Source organism: Streptomyces sp. NBC_00443 (assembly GCF_036014175.1).
Classification (GTDB): Bacteria; Actinomycetota; Actinomycetes; order Streptomycetales; family Streptomycetaceae; genus Streptomyces.
On the sequence record NZ_CP107917.1, the window covers coordinates 6,703,472 to 6,723,039 of the forward strand.

18 protein-coding genes are annotated in these 19,568 nt (G+C 72.2%); 8 read left to right on the top strand and 10 right to left on the bottom strand.

What is annotated here, in order from left to right; all coding sequences use genetic code 11:
* Nucleotides 1–108 precede the first annotated feature (108 nt).
* From OHO27_RS30555 to OHO27_RS30565, 3 genes are read left to right on the top strand one after another with little or no spacing between them, the layout of a single operon-like run.
* Nucleotides 109–1,665, top strand: coding sequence for an HtaA domain-containing protein (locus tag OHO27_RS30555; protein WP_328428184.1), 1,557 nt, complete (start codon nt 109–111; stop codon nt 1,663–1,665).
* A gap of 10 nt (nt 1,666–1,675) precedes the next feature.
* Nucleotides 1,676–2,563 (top strand): hypothetical protein, encoded by an 888-nt coding sequence (locus OHO27_RS30560; RefSeq protein WP_328428185.1) that lies wholly within the window; start codon nt 1,676–1,678, stop codon nt 2,561–2,563.
* 7 nt (nt 2,564–2,570) lie between these two features.
* On the top strand, nt 2,571–3,215 hold the full coding sequence (locus tag OHO27_RS30565; protein ID WP_328430600.1) for a PhzF family phenazine biosynthesis protein: 645 nt from the start codon (nt 2,571–2,573) through the stop codon (nt 3,213–3,215).
* Between the two features lie 13 nt (nt 3,216–3,228).
* Here the strand turns inward: OHO27_RS30565 and OHO27_RS30570 are convergent, their stop codons facing one another.
* Together OHO27_RS30570 and map are read right to left on the bottom strand one after the other, a co-directional pair.
* The gene (locus OHO27_RS30570) at nt 3,229–3,876 is read right to left on the bottom strand and encodes a biliverdin-producing heme oxygenase (RefSeq protein WP_328428186.1); all 648 of its coding nucleotides are present in this window, start codon (nt 3,874–3,876) and stop codon (nt 3,229–3,231) included.
* Nucleotides 3,877–3,998: 122 nt separating this feature from the next.
* On the bottom strand, nt 3,999–4,856 hold the full coding sequence (gene map, locus OHO27_RS30575) for a type I methionyl aminopeptidase (protein ID WP_328428187.1): 858 nt from the start codon (nt 4,854–4,856) through the stop codon (nt 3,999–4,001).
* Between the two features lie 58 nt (nt 4,857–4,914).
* On the opposite strand from map, the gene OHO27_RS30580 reads away from it, so the two are divergent.
* Complete coding sequence (locus OHO27_RS30580) at nt 4,915–5,145, top strand: hypothetical protein (protein ID WP_328428188.1); 231 nt, start codon at nt 4,915–4,917, stop codon at nt 5,143–5,145.
* Here the strand turns inward: OHO27_RS30580 and OHO27_RS30585 are convergent, their stop codons facing one another.
* Together OHO27_RS30585 and OHO27_RS30590 are read right to left on the bottom strand one after the other, a co-directional pair.
* Nucleotides 5,146–6,498, bottom strand: coding sequence for an MFS transporter (locus OHO27_RS30585; RefSeq protein WP_328428189.1), 1,353 nt, complete (start codon nt 6,496–6,498; stop codon nt 5,146–5,148).
* A 76-nt stretch (nt 6,499–6,574) separates the two neighbouring features.
* Nucleotides 6,575–7,177, bottom strand: coding sequence for a hypothetical protein (locus OHO27_RS30590; RefSeq protein WP_328428190.1), 603 nt, complete (start codon nt 7,175–7,177; stop codon nt 6,575–6,577).
* Nucleotides 7,178–7,362: 185 nt separating this feature from the next.
* Here OHO27_RS30590 and OHO27_RS30595 point away from each other — a divergent pair, with 185 nt between their 5' ends.
* Genes OHO27_RS30595 through OHO27_RS30605 form a run of 3 tightly spaced genes read left to right on the top strand, consistent with a single transcriptional unit; the run spans nt 7,363 to nt 9,440 of the window.
* The gene (locus OHO27_RS30595; RefSeq protein WP_328428191.1) at nt 7,363–8,436 is read left to right on the top strand and encodes a sialidase family protein; all 1,074 of its coding nucleotides are present in this window, start codon (nt 7,363–7,365) and stop codon (nt 8,434–8,436) included.
* 38 nt (nt 8,437–8,474) lie between these two features.
* A complete protein-coding gene (gene npdG, locus OHO27_RS30600) occupies nt 8,475–9,200 on the top strand; it encodes an NADPH-dependent F420 reductase (RefSeq protein ID WP_328428192.1) in 726 nt (241 codons plus the stop codon).
* Between the two features lie 54 nt (nt 9,201–9,254).
* Nucleotides 9,255–9,440: a hypothetical protein gene (locus tag OHO27_RS30605; protein WP_328428193.1), complete on the top strand. Its 186-nt coding sequence runs from the start codon at nt 9,255–9,257 to the stop codon at nt 9,438–9,440.
* 12 nt (nt 9,441–9,452) lie between these two features.
* Here the strand turns inward: OHO27_RS30605 and OHO27_RS30610 are convergent, their stop codons facing one another.
* On the bottom strand, nt 9,453–10,253 hold the full coding sequence (locus tag OHO27_RS30610; RefSeq protein WP_328428194.1) for a site-2 protease family protein: 801 nt from the start codon (nt 10,251–10,253) through the stop codon (nt 9,453–9,455).
* A gap of 231 nt (nt 10,254–10,484) precedes the next feature.
* Between OHO27_RS30610 and OHO27_RS30615 the strand changes: the two genes are divergently transcribed.
* A complete protein-coding gene (locus tag OHO27_RS30615) occupies nt 10,485–14,156 on the top strand; it encodes an AfsR/SARP family transcriptional regulator (RefSeq protein ID WP_328428195.1) in 3,672 nt (1,223 codons plus the stop codon).
* A gap of 46 nt (nt 14,157–14,202) precedes the next feature.
* Here OHO27_RS30615 and OHO27_RS30620 read toward each other — a convergent pair whose 3' ends face one another.
* The 5 genes from OHO27_RS30620 to OHO27_RS30640 all read right to left on the bottom strand — a co-directional run bounded on the left by OHO27_RS30620 (nt 14,203) and on the right by OHO27_RS30640 (nt 19,479).
* The gene (locus tag OHO27_RS30620) at nt 14,203–15,027 is read right to left on the bottom strand and encodes an ABC transporter permease (RefSeq protein ID WP_328428196.1); all 825 of its coding nucleotides are present in this window, start codon (nt 15,025–15,027) and stop codon (nt 14,203–14,205) included.
* Nucleotides 15,024–16,049 (bottom strand): ATP-binding cassette domain-containing protein, encoded by a 1,026-nt coding sequence (locus OHO27_RS30625; RefSeq protein WP_328428197.1) that lies wholly within the window; start codon nt 16,047–16,049, stop codon nt 15,024–15,026. The genes OHO27_RS30620 and OHO27_RS30625 overlap by 4 nt, the downstream gene beginning before the upstream one ends.
* Nucleotides 16,050–16,216: 167 nt before the next feature.
* On the bottom strand, nt 16,217–17,440 hold the full coding sequence (locus tag OHO27_RS30630; RefSeq protein WP_328428198.1) for an MFS transporter: 1,224 nt from the start codon (nt 17,438–17,440) through the stop codon (nt 16,217–16,219).
* Nucleotides 17,441–17,598: 158 nt separating this feature from the next.
* On the bottom strand, nt 17,599–18,660 hold the full coding sequence (locus OHO27_RS30635) for an endonuclease/exonuclease/phosphatase family protein (protein ID WP_328428199.1): 1,062 nt from the start codon (nt 18,658–18,660) through the stop codon (nt 17,599–17,601).
* Between the two features lie 189 nt (nt 18,661–18,849).
* Nucleotides 18,850–19,479: a TetR/AcrR family transcriptional regulator gene (locus OHO27_RS30640; protein WP_328428200.1), complete on the bottom strand. Its 630-nt coding sequence runs from the start codon at nt 19,477–19,479 to the stop codon at nt 18,850–18,852.
* Nucleotides 19,480–19,568 lie beyond the last annotated feature (89 nt).

The following is a 19,568-nucleotide window of genomic DNA, read 5'->3' on the forward strand; positions in this document are numbered from 1 at the left end:
CCGAGGACTGAACGTCCCAAGAGGACTTCCCCATGCCCTGACCGCCGTGCCCGCGCCGCCCCCGGCCGCCGCGGCGGACTCCCACCCACCGCAAGGAGAACCCCGACCATGTCCGCCACTTCGCGCAGACGCCGTCCCGTCGCCCTCGCCGCCGCCGCCGCCGTCGCCACCGCGGCCACGCTGGGCGCCACCGCACTCGCCACGCTCGGCGCCGGCACCGCCTCGGCGGCCGAAGTCCAGTTCAGCGGCTACGAGTTGATGTGGGGCATCAAGCAGTCGTACCGCACCTATGTGACCGGCATGGCGGCCGGCACCTTCACCGCGAAGGACGGTGCCTCGCAGGCCGCCGGGAACGGCGCGTTCACCTTCACGGAGGGCACCGGCACCTACGACTCCACGGCCCACACCGTCGACCTCGGCTTCAAGGGCGGCCTGCAGATCGTCTCCAAGCTGCACGGCTTCGACATCGCCCTGTCCGACGTGCGCTTCGACAGCGCGGCCGCCGAGATCACCGCCGACGTCACCAAGTCCGGTACGACCGCGCAGGACGTGCCGCTCGCCGACGTCACCGTGACCCGGGCGATGACCGACATGGCGACCAAGCTGACGAAGGAGGCCGCGGACGTCTTTGGCAGCGCGAGCTACGAGGGCGCGGCGGGCGACCCGCTCACCGTCGTACAGAAGACGCCTCCCCAGTCGCCGACGCCCACGCTGACGCCCACGCCCACGCCGACGCCCACGGCCACCGCCACGCAGTCCCCGAGCCCGACCCCGACGCCGACCGCGACGGCCACGCAGTCCCCGACCCCGACTGCCACGGCGACCGGGTCCGCCTCGCCGTCCACGAGCGCCGAGCCCTCCGAACCCGCCACCGAGGCCCCGGCCCAGGGCGACATAGCCGACGGCACGCTCGACTGGGGTGTCAAGCAGTCCTTCCGTTCGTACGTCGTGGGCACCGTCGCGAAGGGCGAGATCACGACGTCGGACGGCGCCTCGCAGGCCACCGGCAACGGTGCCTTCACCTTCGTCGACGCGACAGGGGAGTACGACACCGACGCCGGAACCCTCTCCGCGAGCTTCGAGGGCGCCGTCAACTTCAAGGGCCACAAGGGCGAGGGCGACAGCGGCGGCTACGGCCTCGACCTCACCCTCAACAACCTCCGCGCGACCCTCGACGAGGGCACCGGCGAACTCACCGCCGATGTCACCAGCCTCGGCGAGAAGACCGAGGACGTGGTCCTGGCCGACCTGAAGGCGAACGAGTCAGGCCTGACCGCGCAGGACGACGTCATCACGGTCGAAGACGTCAAGGCCACCCTCACCGAGGCCGGCGCGAAGGCCTTCGGCGGCTTCTACGCCGCCGGCACCGAACTCGACCCGGTCGACCTGGCGGTGGCCCTGACGGCGGACGCGGACCTGCCCGGCGGCGACGGCTCGACAGGGGGCTCGACGGGCGGTTCCACGGGCGGTTCGACCGGCGGCGGCTCCGGTACCGCGGGTTCGACCACCGGCGGCACGGGCTCGACGACGGGCGGTGTGACGGGCGGCCTCGCCAACACCGGCTCGGACGTGCCGGTGGCGGCGCTGGGCACGGCCGCCGCGGTGACCGCAGCCGCGGGCGCGGCCGTGGTGTTCGCGATGCGCAGGCGGCGCACCGAGGCGTAAGACTGTCCCCATGAACAGGGGGCACAGAGAACTGCTGGGGCCGGGGCGGCTGGTACTGAACGTACGAGACCGTCCCGGCCCGCCGGCGTTGCGTTTCGAGACCGCGGACCGGGGACGGCTGCTGCTGCGGCAGGGAGACCGCCCTGTGCTGCTGGGCCGGTCGGCGGGCGAGGGCTGCTGCCCGGAGCTCCGTCTGCACCGCCTCGACGGCTACCGCTCACCGCTTCCGCCGCTGCGGTCGTCGGCCATGCGGTCGTCGGTCAACTGGCCGCACCAGTACGCGCGTTGGCTGGAGGAAGCGGACGGGACCCCGTTGCGGGACGGACGCTGGGAGCTGGCCCGGCGGACCGGTTTCCCGCCGGGCATCTGGACCGAGGACTTCGTACGGGACTGGCCGGGCGGCCGACTGGAGCTGTACTGCGGAGGCGGCTGGCACGGAGTTCTCCCGCTGCGCCGCCTCTCGGCGCCGGATGCCGCGCGAGTGAAGGCGTACCGCAAGCACGCCCGCGACGGCACACTCGCGCCGGTCCTGCTGTGGTGGGTGAGCTTCCTGGACGGCTGGATGATCCTCGACGGCCACGATCGGGCCGTGGCGGCGCTGGCGGAGGACCGGACTCCGGAGTGCGTGGAGCTGGGGCGGGTGCCGGACGAACAGGAGTGGCGCCGGGCTGCCGAAGAGGTGACCGAGGTCCACGAGCACCGGATGCAAGGGCTGGCGGCACGCGCCGACGACCCGGGCACGGAACGCCAACGGGCCACCATGGAAAGGGCGTACGGCGACACGATCGCCTCGCTGCCCTACGGCGTGCCCCCCACCCGCTTCCTGCCCCTCCCCGGCGGAGCCGCCGCCTGGGACGAGCTCGCCACCCGGGTGATGTTTCAATTTCCCCGTGACTGACTTCGACGTGACCGACTTCGACGCCCTGCGCGTCTTCTGCGGCCCCGACGGCGGATACGGCAACGAACTCGGCGTCGTCCGCGAGGGCTCCGTCATGCCCGACCGGGCCGACCGGCAGGCCTTCGCCGGCAAGCTCGGCTACAGCGAGACCGTGTTCGTCGACGACCCCGAGCGCGGAGTCATCGACGTCTACACCCCCACCCTGCGCCTGCCCTTCGCCGGTCACCCCTGCGTCGGCACGGCCTGGCTCCTCGACGTGCCCGAGCTGGTCACCCCGGCCGGCGTCGTCGGGGCACGGCTGGACGGCGAGTTCAGCTGGATCGAGGCCCGGGCGGAGTGGGCCCCGCCGCGCACCCTGCGGCAGTACGGGACGGCGGCCGAGGTGGACGCCCTTGACGTGCCGCCGGCTGGTGAAGGGGAGTACGCCTGGGCGTGGGAGGACGAGGCGGCCGGACGGGTCCGGGCCCGCGGCTTCCCCGGCCGCGGCGACGGCATCGACGAGGACGAGGCGACCGGCGCGGCAGCCCTGCTGCTCACCGACCGCCTGGGCCGCGCCCTCAACATCACCCAGGGAGCCGGATCCCAGATCCTCACCGCACCGCAGCCCGAGGGCTGGGTGGAGATCGGAGGGCGGGTCTTCCTGGAGCGCTGATCTCCGGGCGCACTCAGGCGCTCAGCGGGAACTCCTCGCCCAACGCCCGGAACACCGCCGTGTTCAAGGCGAACGCCTTCTTGCACTCCGCCACGATCCGCTGCTTCTCCAGGTCGTCGGAGCGGACCTGGTCCAGGAGTTCGCGGTAACCCCGCTTGAACGCCGCCGGGTTGGTGATCTCCTCGAAGACGTAGAAGCGGACCCCGTCGCCCTTGCGGGCGAAGCCCCAGGTCTTCTCCGCCTTGTCGCGGATGATCTGGCCGCCGGAGAGGTCGCCGAGGTAGCGCGTGTAGTGGTGGGCGATGTAGCCGGCCGGCCACGCGTCCGCGCACTCCCGCACCCTGTCCGCATACGCCTGCGTCGCGGGCAGTGCCGACAGGCCCGTCCGCCACTGCGGACCCCGCAGATGCGCCAGGTCCCGCTCCAGTGACGTCAGCCGGAACAGCTCCGGCTGGATGAACGGGCCGGTCACCGGGTCCGACGCCAGCCGCTCGGTGCCGGTCTCCAGCGCCTCGTACACGAACCACAGCTGCTCGGTGTAGCGCGCGTACGCGTCCACGCCCAGCCGGCCGCCGAGCAGGTCGCTCATGAACGTCGAGGTCTCCGCCTCCACGTGCTGCTCGTGGGAGGCGGTGCGGATGACTGTCGAGAAGGAGTCCATGGGAGCATTTTCTGAGGTTAGGCTTACCTAAGTCAATAGGTTTGCCGACGCTGTGTCGGTAAAAGAGTACCGAGAAAACCCGCCCCCCGCAGGGCGAAGGACGGGTTCGGTGACCTGCTCGGTTACGGCAGTGTGAGGATCTCCGTCCCCGTCTCCGTCACCACCAGCGTGTGCTCGAACTGCGCGGTGCGCTTGCGGTCCTTCGTGACGACCGTCCAGCCGTCGTCCCACATGTCGTACTCGTGCGTCCCGAGCGTCAGCATCGGCTCGATCGTGAAGGTCATGCCGGGCTGGATGACCGTCGTCGCGTGCGGGCTGTCGTAGTGCGGGACGATCAGGCCCGAGTGGAACGAGGAGTTGATGCCGTGGCCGGTGAAGTCGCGGACCACGCCGTAGCCGAAGCGCTTGGCGTACGACTCGATGACCCGCCCGATGATGTTGATCTGGCGGCCCGGCCTGACCGCCTTGATCGCGCGGCTCAGGGACTCGCGGGTGCGCTCCACCAGCAGGCGGCTCTCCTCGTCGACGTCGCCGACCAGGTACGTGGCGTTGTTGTCGCCGTGCACCCCGCCGATGTACGCGGTCACGTCGAGATTGACGATGTCGCCGTCGCGCAGCACCGTCGAGTCCGGGATGCCGTGGCAGATCACCTCGTTGACGCTGGTGCACAGGGACTTCGGAAAGCCGCGGTAGCCGAGCGTGGAGGGGTAGGCGCCGTGGTCGCACATGTACGCGTGCGCCACCTTGTCCAGCTCGTCCGTCGTGACACCGGGTGCGATCAGCTTCGCCGCCTCGGCCATCGCCCGCGCGGCGATACGGCCGGCGACACGCATCGCCTCGACGGTCTCCGGAGTCTGCACCTCCGGACCCGTGTACGGCGTCGGCGCGGGCTTGCCGACGTACTCGGGGCGGCGGATGTTTCCGGGCACGGAACGGGTGGGGGAGAGCTCCCCTGGGACGAGCAGCGACTGGCCAGACATGCCAGCGAGTCTAACCAGCGGCCATGGGGGAACATGTCGATGGCGAGAGGAGCCGGACATGGCCTTGTTCAAGAAGCGGACCGTCGGCAAGCCGGGCGAGTGGTACTACTGCCTCGTCCACAAGAAGGTCGAGGAAGGACCGGAGTGCCCGGCCAAGGACCGCTTCGGACCGTACGCCACCCGGCAGGAGGCCCAGCAGGCGATGGACCTCGCCCGTGAGCGCAACCTGGAGTGGGAGGGCGACCCGCGGTGGCACGACGCCCCGAGCCGCCCGGCGGAGGACGACTGATCAGCCCTTCGCGGGCGCCGGCGCGGGTTCCGCCGCCGGCGCCCGCGCGGCCGCTGCCGCCGCCCGCTGCTCCCGCAGCCGCACCGCGTGCTCGCTCGTCCGCGCGTCGTACGTCATCAGCTTCGGCAGGCACAGCGCCAGCAGCCCCAACGCGCCCACGCACAGCACCCCGCCCGACCAGATCGACGCCCGTACACCCTGCCAGGCCGCGATGCCGCCCACGTAGGTCTGGCCCAGTTGCGGGCCGACCGAGTACGACAGCAGCTCGATCCCGGCCAGCCGGCCGCGCAGCTCGTCCGGGATCGTCTGGTTCCACATCACCCCGCGGAACATGCCGCTGACCATGTCGGCGGCGCCGCCGAGGGTCAGGAACAGCAGGACCAGCCATACGTTCCCGACGACACCGGCCGCCGCGATCGCCGTGCCCCACAGAGCTGCCGCCACGACGACGGCCCGCCCGTGCCGGTGCACCCGCGAGGTCCAGCCGCTGGTCAGGCTCACCAGCATCCCGCCGGCCGGCAGCGCCGCGTACATCAGGCCCAGCGCCCAGGGGGCGTTCAACTCGTCGGCGAGGAACGGCAGTACGGCGAGCGGCATCGCGAAGAGCATCGCCGCGATGTCGATGACGTACGTGCCGAGGAGTTCCTTGCGGTTCCAGGCGTAGCGGGCGCCCTCGGCGATGGCCTTCAGGGACGGCTTCGCGGCCTCGTGGGCGGCGGGGGAGGGCGCGAGCCCGAGCACGAGCAGCACGGAGACGACGAAGGTCAGCAGATCCGCGCCGTACGCCCAGCCAAGGCCCGCGTACGCCACGACCACGCCGGCCAGGGCCGGGCCCGCGACGCCGCCGACCTGCCAGCGCAGCGCGTTGAGCGAGGCGGCGGCGGGAAGGTGGTCGTGGGCCACGATCCGGGGCAGCAGGGCGTCCATGGCCGGGCGCTGGACCGACACCAGGGCGGAGGCCAGGGCGGCGACGACATACAGCGGCCAGATGGCGGGGCTCGGCAGCAGCGCGTTGACCAGCAGCACCGCGCTGAGGACCGCCTGCCCGACCTCCGTCCACCAGATCAGCTTCCGCTTGTCGAGCGCGTCGGCGAGCGCACCCCCGTACAGCCCGAACACGATCAGCGGCACCAGCTGCACGGCCCCGATCGCCCCGACCGCTGCGGCCGACCCGGTCAGCTCCTTGATCTGCACGGGCAGCGCGACGAAGGTCAGGAAGCTGCCGAAGTAGGAGACCAGCCCTGCCAGCCACAGCCTCCGGAAGTCGACGGAGGCCCGCCAAGGGGCCAGGTCGGGCAGCACGCCCCGGAAGCGGGAAGGCGGCGAGGGAGGTGTGGGGGAGTCGTCGGTCACGAAGGGCCATGCTCAGGCGGTGCGGTACCGCGAGGCAAACGGATTTGCGGGCGAGGCGCCGGTCACCGGCCAGTGGTCACCAGCCCGTGGGCGGCGGCGCCGTCAGGCAGTCCGCCAGGCGGGACAGGCGGTCCCGGAAACGCCGGCGGCCCCGCGGAGCGGGCAGCGCGTTCTCGCCGGCCGCCGCGCTCACCAGGTGCTGCACGGTGTCCAGGTCCAGCTCCGCACCCTCCGGCACGGTCAGCGTCTCGTGGGCCATCGACGTCAGTTCACCCTCGCCGGTGCCGAGCGCCAGCACCGTCGCGCCGGCCAGCCGGGCGTCGTGCACCCGCTCCAGGAGCGGCGCTCCCGGCCCTTCCGGCGACACCACCAGCAGCGTCTCCCCGCGCCGCGCCGCCGCCAACCGTCCGAGGCCGACCGCCAGATGTGCCGGATCCGAGGCGCGCGCGTGATGCCGTACGAGTGTCGGGGCCAGCTCCGGAGTGCCCGACCACGCGGCCTCGTCGACCAGATGGGCCGCCAGATGCCACGGCTCGTACTGCGGCGTGCCGACCAGCAGCAGCCCGCCCCTGTGTGCCACCGCCGACGTCCGCAGCGCACCCGCGAACCGCCGGGTGGCTCCCAACCACTCGGTTCCGGCGAGTACTTCGCGCAGCAACGCGACACGTACGGCATCCATGCGACCGCATCCTGCCGCAACCGACCACTCGTGACCCGGAGTTCACCACGAATTCGCCCGACTTGGGCAGATGGACTCGTTATCCCGCACATCCGTCCGCACATCCGTCCGCACATCCGTCCGTACACCGGCCGCGCAGCCACCGGTGACCGAGCCGCGGCGACCGGCCATCCGAGGAGCCCCCCATGGCAGAGACCAGCGTCCCCTTCCGCGCCGGCCGCGAGGGCTACGCGAGCTTCCGCATCCCCGCCGTCGTCGCCACGTCCACCGGCACCCTCCTCGCCTTCTGCGAGGGCCGGGTCGGCTCGCACGACGACTTCGGGAACATCGACATCGTGCTGAAGCGCTCCACCGACGGCGGCCGCACCTGGGGCCCGCTCCAGGTCGCCGCCAAGAACGGTGACGACCTCGCCGGCAACCCGGCTCCCGTCGTGCTCGACACCGGCCGCATCCTGCTCGTCCACGTCCGCAACGCCGCCCTCGCCACCGAGAGCGCCATCCGCCGCGGTGTGGTGAGCGCCGCGGACGGGCGGCGGGTCTGGGTCCAGCACAGCGACGACGAGGGCGCGACCTGGTCCGCGCCGACGGAGATCACCAAGGGCACGAAACGGCCGGAGTGGCGCTGGTACGCCACCACCCCGGGCCACGCCGTCCAGCTGGCCGGCGGCCGGGTCGTCGTCGCCGCCAACCACTCCCTGCCGCCCGCCGGACGGGACAACGGCACGGAGGGCAAGTACAACGGCGGCCACTGCCTGCTCAGCGACGACCGCGGCGCCACCTGGCGCATCGGGTACGTCGACGGCAACACCGACGGCTACGTCAACGTCAACGAGACCACCGCCGCCGAACTCCCGGACGGGCGCGTCTACTTCAACACCCGCAACGACTCCACGTCCCCCGGAACCCGCGCCGACGCCTACTCCGAGGACGGCGGCGCGACGCTGGTGAAACCCTTCCGTCCCCAGGCCGGCCTCGCCGCCCCCGTCTGCGAGGGCAGCGTCCTGTACCTGCGCGACCCCGACGTGCTGCTCTACTCCGGCCCCGCCGACCCCGGCTTCCGCGCCCTGATGACCGTCCGCGCCTCCACCGACGGCGGCATCACCTGGCGGTCGGCGCACACGGTGGACGGACTGCCCGCCGCGTACTCGGACCTCGTACGGATCGACGACGAGGCGGTCGGACTCCTCTACGAGACCGGCGACTTCAGCGCGTACGAGACCATCACCTTCCGGCGGGTGCCCGTGACGGAGCTCACCTGAGCCCTTTGGGCCGGGCGGGGCGGACGTAAAGTCGGCGCATGACCTCTAGCGACAGTGCACAGCAGCCCGCCCAGGCGTCCGCGAAGGCCCCGGCCAAGGACCCCTGGGACCTCCCGGACGTCTCCGGGCTCGCCGTCGGCGTGCTCGGCGGGACCGGGCCGCAGGGCAAGGGCCTCGCCTACCGGCTCGCCCGGGCCGGCCAGAAGGTGATCATCGGCTCGCGGGCCGCCGAGCGTGCCGAGTCCGCCGCCGAGGAACTCGGGCACGGCGTCGAGGGTGCCGACAACGCCGAGTGCGCGCGGCGCAGCGACATCGTGATCGTCGCCGTGCCGTGGGAGGGCCACGGCAAGACCCTCGAATCCCTGCGCGAGGAGCTGGCCGGCAAGCTGGTCGTCGACTGCGTCAACCCGCTCGGCTTCGACAAGCAGGGCGCCTACGCGCTGAAGCCGGAGGAGGGCAGCGCCGCCGAGCAGGCCGCCGCCCTGCTGCCGGACTCCCGGGTGACCGCGGCCTTCCACCATCTGTCGGCCGTCCTGCTGGAGGACCCCGAGATCGACGAGATCGACACCGACGTGATGGTCCTCGGCGAGGTCCGGGCGGACGTCGAGATCGTCCAGGCGCTGGCGGGCCGCATCCCCGGCATGCGCGGCGTCTTCGCGGGGCGGCTGCGCAACGCCCACCAGGTCGAGGCGCTGGTCGCGAACCTGATCTCGGTGAACCGGCGCTACAAGGCACACGCGGGGCTCCGCGTCACGGACGTATGACGGGATGGGGGACACTGGTCGGCGTAGCAGTGTCCCCCGAAGGAGCCGAGTGAAATGCCCCGCCTTGGTGTCTATACCCTGATCGTCTGTGTGCTCGCCGTGGCCGCGGCCGTGGTCTCGTTCGCGCAGGGCAGCTTGCTGGGGATCGTCTGGGTGCTGCTGGCGGGGCTGTCCAGCAACATGTGCTGGTACTACGTGAAGCGGGGCAGGGACGAGCGGCGGGACTCGCTCAGGGGCTGAGCCCGAACCGGGTCATCCGCTGATCGAGCAGAGCTCGTTGGAGTCCCGCCAGAAGCGGAACAGGTCGTAGCCGCAGTACGTGTCGAAGTCGCTGATGCCGAGGCCGCGCAGGACGGCGTCGATCATGTCGAAGAACACGCCGTTGACCTCCGGCACCCACAGCAGCGCGAACACGAACAGCAGCCCGAACGGCGCGAACGGCTCCACCTGACGCCTGACCTTCTGCGACAGCCACGGCTCGATCACGCCGTAGCCGTCCAGGCCGGGGACCGGCAGGAAGTTCAGGATCGCCGCCGTGACCTGGAGCAGTGCGAGGAAGGCGAGCGCGAACCGGAAGTCGCGGGGGACGCCGTCCAGGGCGCCCAGCCAGAACGGGGCGGTGCACACGACGGCGAACAGCACGTTCGTCAGCGGCCCGGCCGCCGAGATCAGACTGTGCCGCCAGCGCCCCCGGATCCGCCCGCGCTCGATGAAGACGGCACCGCCGGGGAGGCCGATGCCGCCCATGATCACGAAGATGACGGGGAGCACGATGCTGAGCAGGGCGTGCGTGTACTTCAGAGGGTTGAGTGAGAGGTAGCCCTTCGCGCCGACCGAGATGTCCCCGCTGTGCAGGGCGGTACGCGCGTGTGCGTACTCGTGCAGACACAGGGACACGATCCAGGCGGCCGTCACGAACAGGAACACGGCCAGGCCGGGCTGCTCGGCGAACCCGGTCCAGGTGGCCCAGCCCGTCACCGCCGTGACGGCCAGGATCCCCACGAAGACGGGGCTGATCCGCCGGTCGCTGCGGCGGGTGAGAGCGGTGGTCATGAGGACGGGCTCCTGGAGGGACGGGACGTCGGGACTGCCCGACCGTACCGGGCGCACGCGGAAAACGTCTCGCGGTGGGCCGTTGGTTCCGGAGATGGTGGGGGCATGGGTTCTGGCGGGTGGTCTATGCGGGCGGGCGGACCGCACCCGACGGCTCCCGCACCCCACCCCGCAGCCGCCTCGCCCCGCCACCCCCCGATGCCGTGACCGGCCTCGCGACCACCAGAGACAATGGACCCCGTGCGCTATCGCATCCTCGGCACCACCCAGGTACTCCACCCCGACGGCAGCCCCGTTCCTGTCGGCGGGGCCCGTTTGCGTGCCCTGCTCACCGTGCTCGCGCTGAGGGGTGGCCGGACCGTGCCGGCCGGATTGCTGGTCGACGAGGTGTGGGAGGGGGAGCCGCCCGCCGACGCCACGGGTGCGTTGCAGGCGCTCGTCGGGCGGTTGCGGCGGGCCCTCGGGGCGGACGCCGTGGTCTCGGCGGAAGGCGGCTACCGGCTCGCCGCCGCGCCCGACGACATCGACCTGCACCGCTTCGAGCGGCTCGTCGGCGAGGGCACGCGCGCGTTGGCCGACGGCGACCCCGCCAAGGCCGCCGTCGTCCTCGACGACGCCCTCGCACTGTGGCGCGGGCCCGCCCTCGCCGACCTGCCCGACCGCACCGCCGAGGCGGGCCGCCAGGCGACCCGGCGCCTCGACGCGCTGCGCGCCCGCCACACCGCCGCCCTCGCCCTCGGCCACGCCGAACAGTCCCTGCCCGAACTGACCGCCCTGTGCGACACCCACCCCCTGGACGAGCCTCTCCAGGCCCTGCGCCTGCGCGCCCTGCGCGACGCGGGCCGCACGGCGGAGGCACTGGTGGCGTACGAGGACGTACGACGCCTCCTGGCAGAGCGTCTCGGCTCGGACCCGGGCCCGGAACTGCGCTCCCTGCACACGGAGCTGCTCCGCCCGAGGGGCGGCGGATGGGGGTCCGGTCCGCGGGCGCGCGACGGCGGGCTTGGGGACGCTGACGCCGGGGCGGACCGATCGGGCAACGGCGGGACGCCCGCGGCCCCCGACGTCCACGGACCCGGCCGCACCGACCCCGACACCGGCACCGAAGCGCAGCGTACGAGGCCCGCCGACGAAGGCACGGGCGGGTCCGGCGCGGGGGCCGGAGCCGGCATGGGCACCGGCCCCCGCGCACGCCCCACGGCCGCGCCCGGCGAGGCGCACCTTCCCGGCCCTCCGAGCGCCCCCGGCGTTGCCGCCGCGCCCGACGCACGTAGCACCGACGGCGCGCACCGCCGGGCCGTCACGCTCGGCTCCCCGACCGGCAACCGCGCCGCCCGCGCGGATGCCTCCGCCGACCCGCCAGGCGCACCCCGGGTCACCCCGCCCCCCGGCAACCTCCGCGCCCGGCTCACCTCCTTCGTCGGCCGGGAAGCCGACATCGAGGCCATCCGCGGGGACCTCGGCACCGCCCGGCTCGTCACGCTGCTCGGCCCCGGCGGGGCCGGGAAGACGCGGCTGTCGCAGGAGGCTGCCGAGAGTGTGCGGGACGGTGCCCCGGACGGGGTGTGGCTGGCCGAGCTCGCGCCGGTCGACGCCCCCGAGGCCGTGCCGGAGGCCGTACTCACCGCCGTCGGCGCCCGCGAGACCGTGCTGTACGGCGCCGGCGCCGAGGCCATGCGGGCCGGGTCCGACCGGCACGACGACCCCGTCGAGCGGCTCGCCGAGCACTGCGGCAAACGCCGGATGCTGCTGATCCTCGACAACTGCGAGCACGTCGTCGAGGCCGCCGCCCGCCTCGTCGCGGAGCTGCTGGAGCGCTGTCCGGAGCTGACGGTACTGGCCACCAGCCGCGAGGCCCTCGGCGTACCGGGGGAGTTGCTGCGGCCCGTCGAGCCGTTGCCCGAGCCCGTCGCGCTGCGGCTCCTCGCCGACCGGGGTGCGGCCGCCCGGCCCGGCTTCCGCGTGGACGCCGACGACGAGACCGCCGCGGCCTGCGCCGAGATCTGCCTGCGCCTCGACGGCCTCCCGCTCGCCATCGAACTCGCCGCCGCCCGGCTCCGCATGCTCACCCCACGCCAGATCGCGGAACGCCTGGACGACCGCTTCCGCCTCCTCACCTCCGGCAGCCGCACCGTCCGGCCCCGCCAGCAGACCCTGCGCGCGGTCGTCGACTGGTCCTGGGAGCTGCTGGACGAGGACGAGCGCGACGTGCTGCGGCGGCTGTCCGTCTTCGCGGGCGGCTGCGACCTCACCGCCGCCGAGGCCGTGTGCGGACCGGGCGCCCTGGACTCGCTCGGCTCGCTCGTCGACAAGTCCCTGGTGGTGGCCGCCCCTTCGGCGGGCGGCGCGATGCGCTACCGGCTTCTGGAGACCGTCGCCGAGTACGCCGGCGAGCGCCTCGACGAGACCGGCCGGCGCGTAGAGGCCGAGCGCGCGCATCTGACGTACTACCGCGAACTCGCCCGCACCACCGACGCGCTGCTGCGCGGGCCCGGTCAGCTCGCCGCCATCGAGCGGCTGGAGCGCGAGTACGAGAACCTGCGCATCGCCCTGCGCCACGCGGTCGCCGACCGCGACGAGCAGGAGGCGCTGTGCCTGATCCTGTCGCTGGGCTGGTACTGGCAGATGCGTGATCTGCGGATCGAGGCCCGCAACTGGTCCCGCGAGGTCCAGGCCCTCGGCCCCGACCCCTTCACCGAGCCGGTCCGCCCCGCGCAACCGGTGTGGGAACGCTGCACGGACACCCCGCCCCCGTGGACAGGGGAGGCCCTCGAAGAGGCACGGCGCGGTGTCCATCTCGTCCATCTCGCCTGCATGGACACCGAGTTGGAGGCCTGGGAGACCCCTGGGGCACAGGCCAAGCTGCATGCCATCGCCGCCACCTACGAGCCCGGCATGCCGCAGACCTGCCGGCTGCCCGGCTACCTCTGGATCTTCGCCGTCATGCTCACCGGGGACATGGAGAGGCTGCGGACCGTCCTCGACGCCACCGTCCGCACCTCCCGGGAGACGCCCGGGTACGACTGGGAGCTCGCCGCGAGCCTGCAGTGGCGCGCCAACCTGTACGCCAACCGCAGCGACTGGGCGGGCGAGGGCGACGCCATCCGCGATGCCGAGGAGTCGCTGGAGATCTACGAGCGCCTCGGCGACCTGTGGGGCACCGCCGAGGCCCTCGCCGCGCGCGCCGAGGCATGCGAACGCAAGGGTGAGTGGGACAGGGCCGCAGCCAACTACGAGGCGGCGATCGAGCGTGCCGAACGGCTCGGCGCCCACGCCCAGAAGGGCGTACTCAGGGCCCGGCTCGGCAGCGTCATGATCGAGGCGGGCGACGGCGAGCGGGGCGAGCGGCTGCTGCGTGCGGTCATCGACGAGGCGAGCGGCGGGAACGACCAGGCGATGCCGTTCGCCCGGCTGATCCTGGCCGGCCGGCTCGGCATGATCGGCCGGATCTCCGAGGCGCGTGAGCAACTCCGGTTGTTGCGGGAGCAGTTCAAGATCGCCCATTTCGTCGTCTTCGATGCCTTCATTCTCGGTGCGGAGGCCTGGCTGGACGCGGCCGACGGCCGGTACGCGCGGTCCCTGGACACCATCAAGCGCGCCCTGGAACGCGCCGAGGAACCGCTGTCCGAGGCGATCGCCCCGCAGATGCGCTCGGCGTTTCTGAGCACCGCCGCCTTCGCCCTGGCCCGCGTCGACGGCGGTTGCCGTGCCCGCGACGCCGCCCGCTGCCTCGGCGCCGCCGACGGGCTGCTCCCCGCCCGGTACGTCGCGTCGACACACGAGCGCAAGGTGTACGAAGGGGCGGCGGAGCGCACCCGCGCGGTGCTCGGCGACGCGGCCTACGAGGCGGCGTACACGGAGGGCGGTGGCCTCTCCTCCCGGGAGGCCACCGCCCTGATCTGACGTCCGTCGGTTCCTCGTACGGAACGTCAGTTCTTTGTATGGAACGTCAGTTCTTCGTGCGGAACTTGTGGATCGCGATCGGCGCCATGATCGCCGTGAGGCCGACCGACCAGGCGACGGTCACCCACAGGTCGTGCGCGACCGGGCCGCCCACCATCAGGCCGCGCGCGGCGTCCGCGAGCGAGGACAGCGGGTTGACGTCGGTGAAGGACTGCAGCCAGCCCGGCATCGACGTGGTCGGCGCGAAGATCGACGAGCCGAACTGGAGCGGCATCAGCACCAGGAAGCCGAGCCCCTGCACGGACTGCGCGCTCTTCAGGATCACGCCGAGGGTGAGGAACACCCACATCAGCGCCGACCCGAACAGCGCGGCCAGCGCCACGGCCGCGAGCAGCCCGCCCCAGTTGGTGATGTCGAAGCCGACCAGGACGCCGACGATCAGCATGATCGTGGTGGCGATCATCATGCGCAGGAGTTCCACCGCGATCTTGGCGAAGAGCACCGAGCCGCGTCCGATCGGCAGGGACCGGAACCGGTCCATGACGCCGGTGTTGAAGTCCTGGTTGAACCCGGTCCCGACCGACATGGCCATGCTCATGCCCATCATGGCCATCATGCCGGGCACGACGTACTGGACGTAGTCCTCCTGGCCGCCGCCGAGCGCCTGCCCGATCGAGCCGCCGAAGACGTACACGAACAGCAGCGTGAAGACGATCGGCATCAGGATGGCGTCGAACATCGACTCCGGGTCCTGCCGGATCCACAGGAGATTACGGCGTACGAGCGCACCGGTGTGCCGCAGATGTGCCCGCAACGAGATGCGCGCGTCGGCGGTTGCCGCCGTGCCGGCAGGAGTGGTGGCGGTGGTCATACGGCGACCTCCTCGCGGTCGTCGGCGGGCACGGCGTCCTGCGGGGCACTGGCTCGGTGGCCGGTGAGGGACAGGAACACCTCGTCCAGGCTGGGCAGTTCGGTGGAGATGGAGGCGAGGGTGACGCCCCGCGCGGTGACGGCGCCGACGATGGCGGTGAGCTGCTCGTCGCTGAGCACCGGGACGAGCAGGGTGCCGGTCTCGGTGTCCACGGTGGTGGTCGCGAGGCCGGTGATGCCGAGGTCGTCGAGGTACCCGGCGAGGGGGCGCAGCTGCAGGGCGTCGGTCGGCCGGATCCGCAGGGTGCGCCCGCCCACCTTGGCCTTGAGCTCCTCGATGCCCCCGCCCGCGATGACCTTGCCCCGGTCGACGACCGTCAGCTCGGAGGCGAGCTGCTCGGCCTCCTCCATGTACTGGGTGGTCAGCAGTACGGTCACCCCGTCCCCGACCATGGCCTTGACCTCGGCCCACACCTCGTTGCGGGTCCGCGGGTCGAGCCCCGTGGTCGGTTCGTCGAGGAACAGCACCGTGGGCCGGCCGATCATGGAGGCGGCCAGGTCGAGCCGCCGCCGCATGCCGCCGGAGTAGGTCGCCGCGGGCCGCTTGGCCGCGTCGGTCAGCGAGAACCGCTCCAGCAGCTCGTCGGCACGCGTGCGTGCCTCCTTGCGGGGCAGGTCCAGAAGCCGCCCGATGAGGTACAGGTTCTCCCACCCGGGGAGCTTCTCGTCGACGGAGGCGTACTGACCGGTCAGCCCGATCACCCTCCGCAGCTGCCGGGGCTGCCGCAGGACGTCGTATCCGGCGACGGTGGCCTCTCCGGCGTCCGGGGCCAGCAGCGTGGACAGGATGCGCACGATGGTGGTCTTGCCGGCCCCGTTCGGCCCGAGCACGCCCATCACGGTGCCCTCGCGCACCTCCAGGTCGACACCGTCCAGAGCCTTGGTCTCGCCGTAGTGCTTGACCAACCCCCGCACGGATACGGCGCTGCTCGCGCCGCCGGGGTTCTTGTCGATTCGCGTCATGGGGACGACGTTGTCAGGCCGCACCGACAAACCACCGACAGCTCACCGACATGGCCTACGACCCACCGACAAGCGATGGCGGCATGTGAGGGTGCACGCGAGGGGTGTGCAACGGAGGGGCGCCCGGTGATCACCGGGCGCCCCTCCGTTCGCAGGACTCGCAGGACTCAGTACTGGACCGTCTCCGCCTGCTGCGGAACATGCGAGGCGACCACGCGCTCCCGCCCGGCCCGCTCGGCGACCCGACGCCGGTCCACCGCGTACGCGGCACCCGCGACGCCGAGCCCGAGGACGGCCAGTACGGCGCCCGCCAGTGCCGGCGAGGTGACCCCGAGTCCCGCCGCGAGGGCGATGCCGCCGATCCAGGCACCGCCCGCGTTGGCGAGGTTGAAGGCCGCCTGGTTGGCCGAGGAGGCCAGGGACGGGGCGCTGGACGCCTTCTCCATCACCATCAGCTGCAGCGGGGAGCCCGTGGCGAAGGCGGCCATGCCCAGCAGGACGACCGCCAGGGCCGCGCTCCACGCCGTCGACATCAGGAGCGGGAAGAGAGCCAGGATCAGCGCCAGCGAGAGCAGGCCCCCGAACAGCGTCCGCCGCATCGCGTGGTCCGCCAGGCGCCCGCCCAGCAGGTTGCCCGCCGTCGCCCCGACACCGAACAGCGCCAGCAGCAGCGTCACGCTGGCGTCGGTGTATCCGGCGGCGTCGGTGAGCATCGGCGTGATGTAGCTGTACGCGGCGAACAGCGCGCCGAAGCCCGCGACCGTCGTGCCGAGCGCCAGCCACACCGGCAGGGAGCGCAGGGCGGCCAGCTCGCCGCGCAGGCCGGCCCGCTCGGCGGCGTGCGGCTCGGCGCGCGGGATGAGCAGCGCCAGCGCCGCCATCGCGGCCAGGCCGATCGTGCTCACGCCGAGGAAGGTGGCCCGCCAGCCCAGGCTCTGGCCCATCAGCGTGGCCACCGGCACGCCCGCGACGTTGGCCATCGTCAGGCCGAGGAACATCAGCGACACGGAGCGGGCCTTGCGCTCCGGCGCGACCATGCTCGTCGCCACGACCGCGCCGACGCCGAAGAAGGCACCGTGCGGCAGGCCGCTGAGGAAGCGGGCGGCCATCAGCCACTGGTAGTCGGGGGCGAAGGCGGACAGCGCGTTGCCCGCGACGAACAGGGCCATCAGGCCGATCAGGACCGTGCGGCGGGGCATGCGTGCCGTGACCGCGGCCAGCAGGGGGGCGCCGATGACGACGCCGAGGGCGTACGCCGAGACCAGGTGTCCGGCGGTGGGGATCGAGATGTCCAGGTCGTTGGCGACTTCGGGCAGCAGGCCCATCATCACGAACTCGGTCGTACCTATGCCGAAGGCGCCGACGGCCAGGGCGAGCAGGGCCAGGGGCATGAAAGTGCCTTTGCCTTTCAGGGTCGAGAGCGGAGCTTCGTACTCCGTGATGTTCATTCCGTATGTTCAAGTACGGAACAAAGTCTCTCAGGCCCGGTATTCCAGCAGATGGCGATCCGGTTGCCGGGGCCCGTCCAGGCGGCGCTGACCAGGGGTTTTCAGGACGCTGATGTGTCGACCTTCACACGCGCCGCCACCGGCAGATGGTCGCTCCCGGTCTCCGGCAGAGTCCAGGAGCTCAACGGCTCCAGGCCCCTCACCATGATCTGGTCGATCCGCGCCATCGGGAACGACGCCGGCCAGCTGAAGCCCATCCCGCTGCCCGACGCGCCCTGCGTGGAGCGCATCTGGGCGGTGACGGCGTTCAGCGCACGGTCGTTCATCGTGCCGTTCAGGTCGCCGAGCAGGATGATCTGCTGGAGGGACTCGTCGGCGATGGCCTCACCCAGCGCGTCGGCGCTCTTGTCGCGCTGCCGGGCGGTGAACCCGGCCTCCACCTTCACCCGCACCGACGGCAGGTGGGCGACGTACACCGCGACCTGCCCGGACGGCGTGGTCACCGCGGCCCGCATGGCACGGACCCAGCCCAGCTTGATGTCGACCGGCTTGACGCCGCTCAGCGGGTACTTGCTCCACAGCCCGACGGTGCCCTGCACCGAGTGGTACTTGTACGTCGACGCCAGCGCCTTCTCGTACGTCGGGACCGCGTCGGCCGTCAGCTCCTCCAGGGCCACCACGTCCGCGCCGGACGCGGCCACGTCCTGGGCGGTGCCGGCCGGATCGGCGTTGTCCGCGTTGACGTTGTGCGTGGCCACCGTGAGGTCGCCGCCGACGCCGGTCTTGTCGGTGAGCTGGCCGCCGAACAGGTTCAGCCAGACGATCGCCGGGACCAGCAGGGCGATCAGTGCGGTCGCGGACCTGCGGACGAGGGCCAGCAGGAGCAGCACCGGGACGAACAGGCCCAGCCAGGGCAGGAACGTCTCGGTGAGGCTGCCGAGGTTGCCGATGGCGTTCGGGATCTGCGCGTGCAGCAGCATCACCAGGGCGAGGATCACCGCGAGGGCGGCCAGGACGAGGCCGCGGCGCCAGATGTGCGGGTCGCCGCGCCAGCCCGCGGCCAGGCCCTTCAGGCGGTTTGTCAGGCGCTGAAGCCCGGGTTCCCGGCGCTCGGGACCCGAGCCGCCGTTGTCCGTCTCCGTCACGTACGCCTGCTGCGCCATACCGTCGCCTCACTACCTGCCGTGCAACACCGTCGTCCCCCCGCGCCCAGAGAAACCCTAGGGGATGATCGGCTCCGATCCCGCCGTACTCATGACGGCCGTACGGGGGCGAGGACGTACAAGTCGCCTTCGTGAGTTCCGGATGCGCCGGGAGAAAGCGCGCTCTGTGACGAAACGCGCACATTCGATCTACGGGGTGTGTGAACTGACGGGCCGTAGACCTTCGAGCACGGCGTCGGCCATCTGCTCCGCCAGGCCTTCCGGAAGTTCGGCGTCCGGGCGCATGACGGCACGCACCAGCATCGGTCCGAAGATCATGTCGTTCATCACGTCGACGTCGATGTCCGCGCGCAGTTCACCGTTCTCCTGCCCGCGGCGCAGGATCGCGTGCTGCTTCCTGCGCCGCGGCTCGACGACGCTCGCGTGATAGGCGTCCCAGATCTTCGGGCTGCTCTTCATCTGGGCGATGACGTTGTGCAGGAGCACCGACGAACGGGTCATCAGACCGCGTTGCCGCAACTGCTCCAGCAGCGCCACGACATCGTCGCGCACCGAGGTGCCGGGCAGTTCGGGGTCGGGCGGCTCGGCGGCGCGCACGACGTCGACGAAGAGCTCCTCCTTGCCGCTCCAGCGGCGGTAGATGGTGGCCTTGCCGACCCCCGCGGTACGCGCGATGCGCTCGATGGACAGCTCCGCGAGCGGCACGCCGTCCTCCAGCAGCTTGAGGATGCCCTCCATGATGGACCGCTCCACGGCCTCGCTGCGGGGGCGGCCCCGGGTGGGGCCGTCCTGCCGGGGCCGGCTGTCGGCGAGGCTCACTTGGCTCGGTCCTTTCCGTGGGTTGGGGTGATTCTCCCTGGTGTACGGCGTCGGCGTGCACGACGTCTCGGGGTACGGGGCGCGTCGGC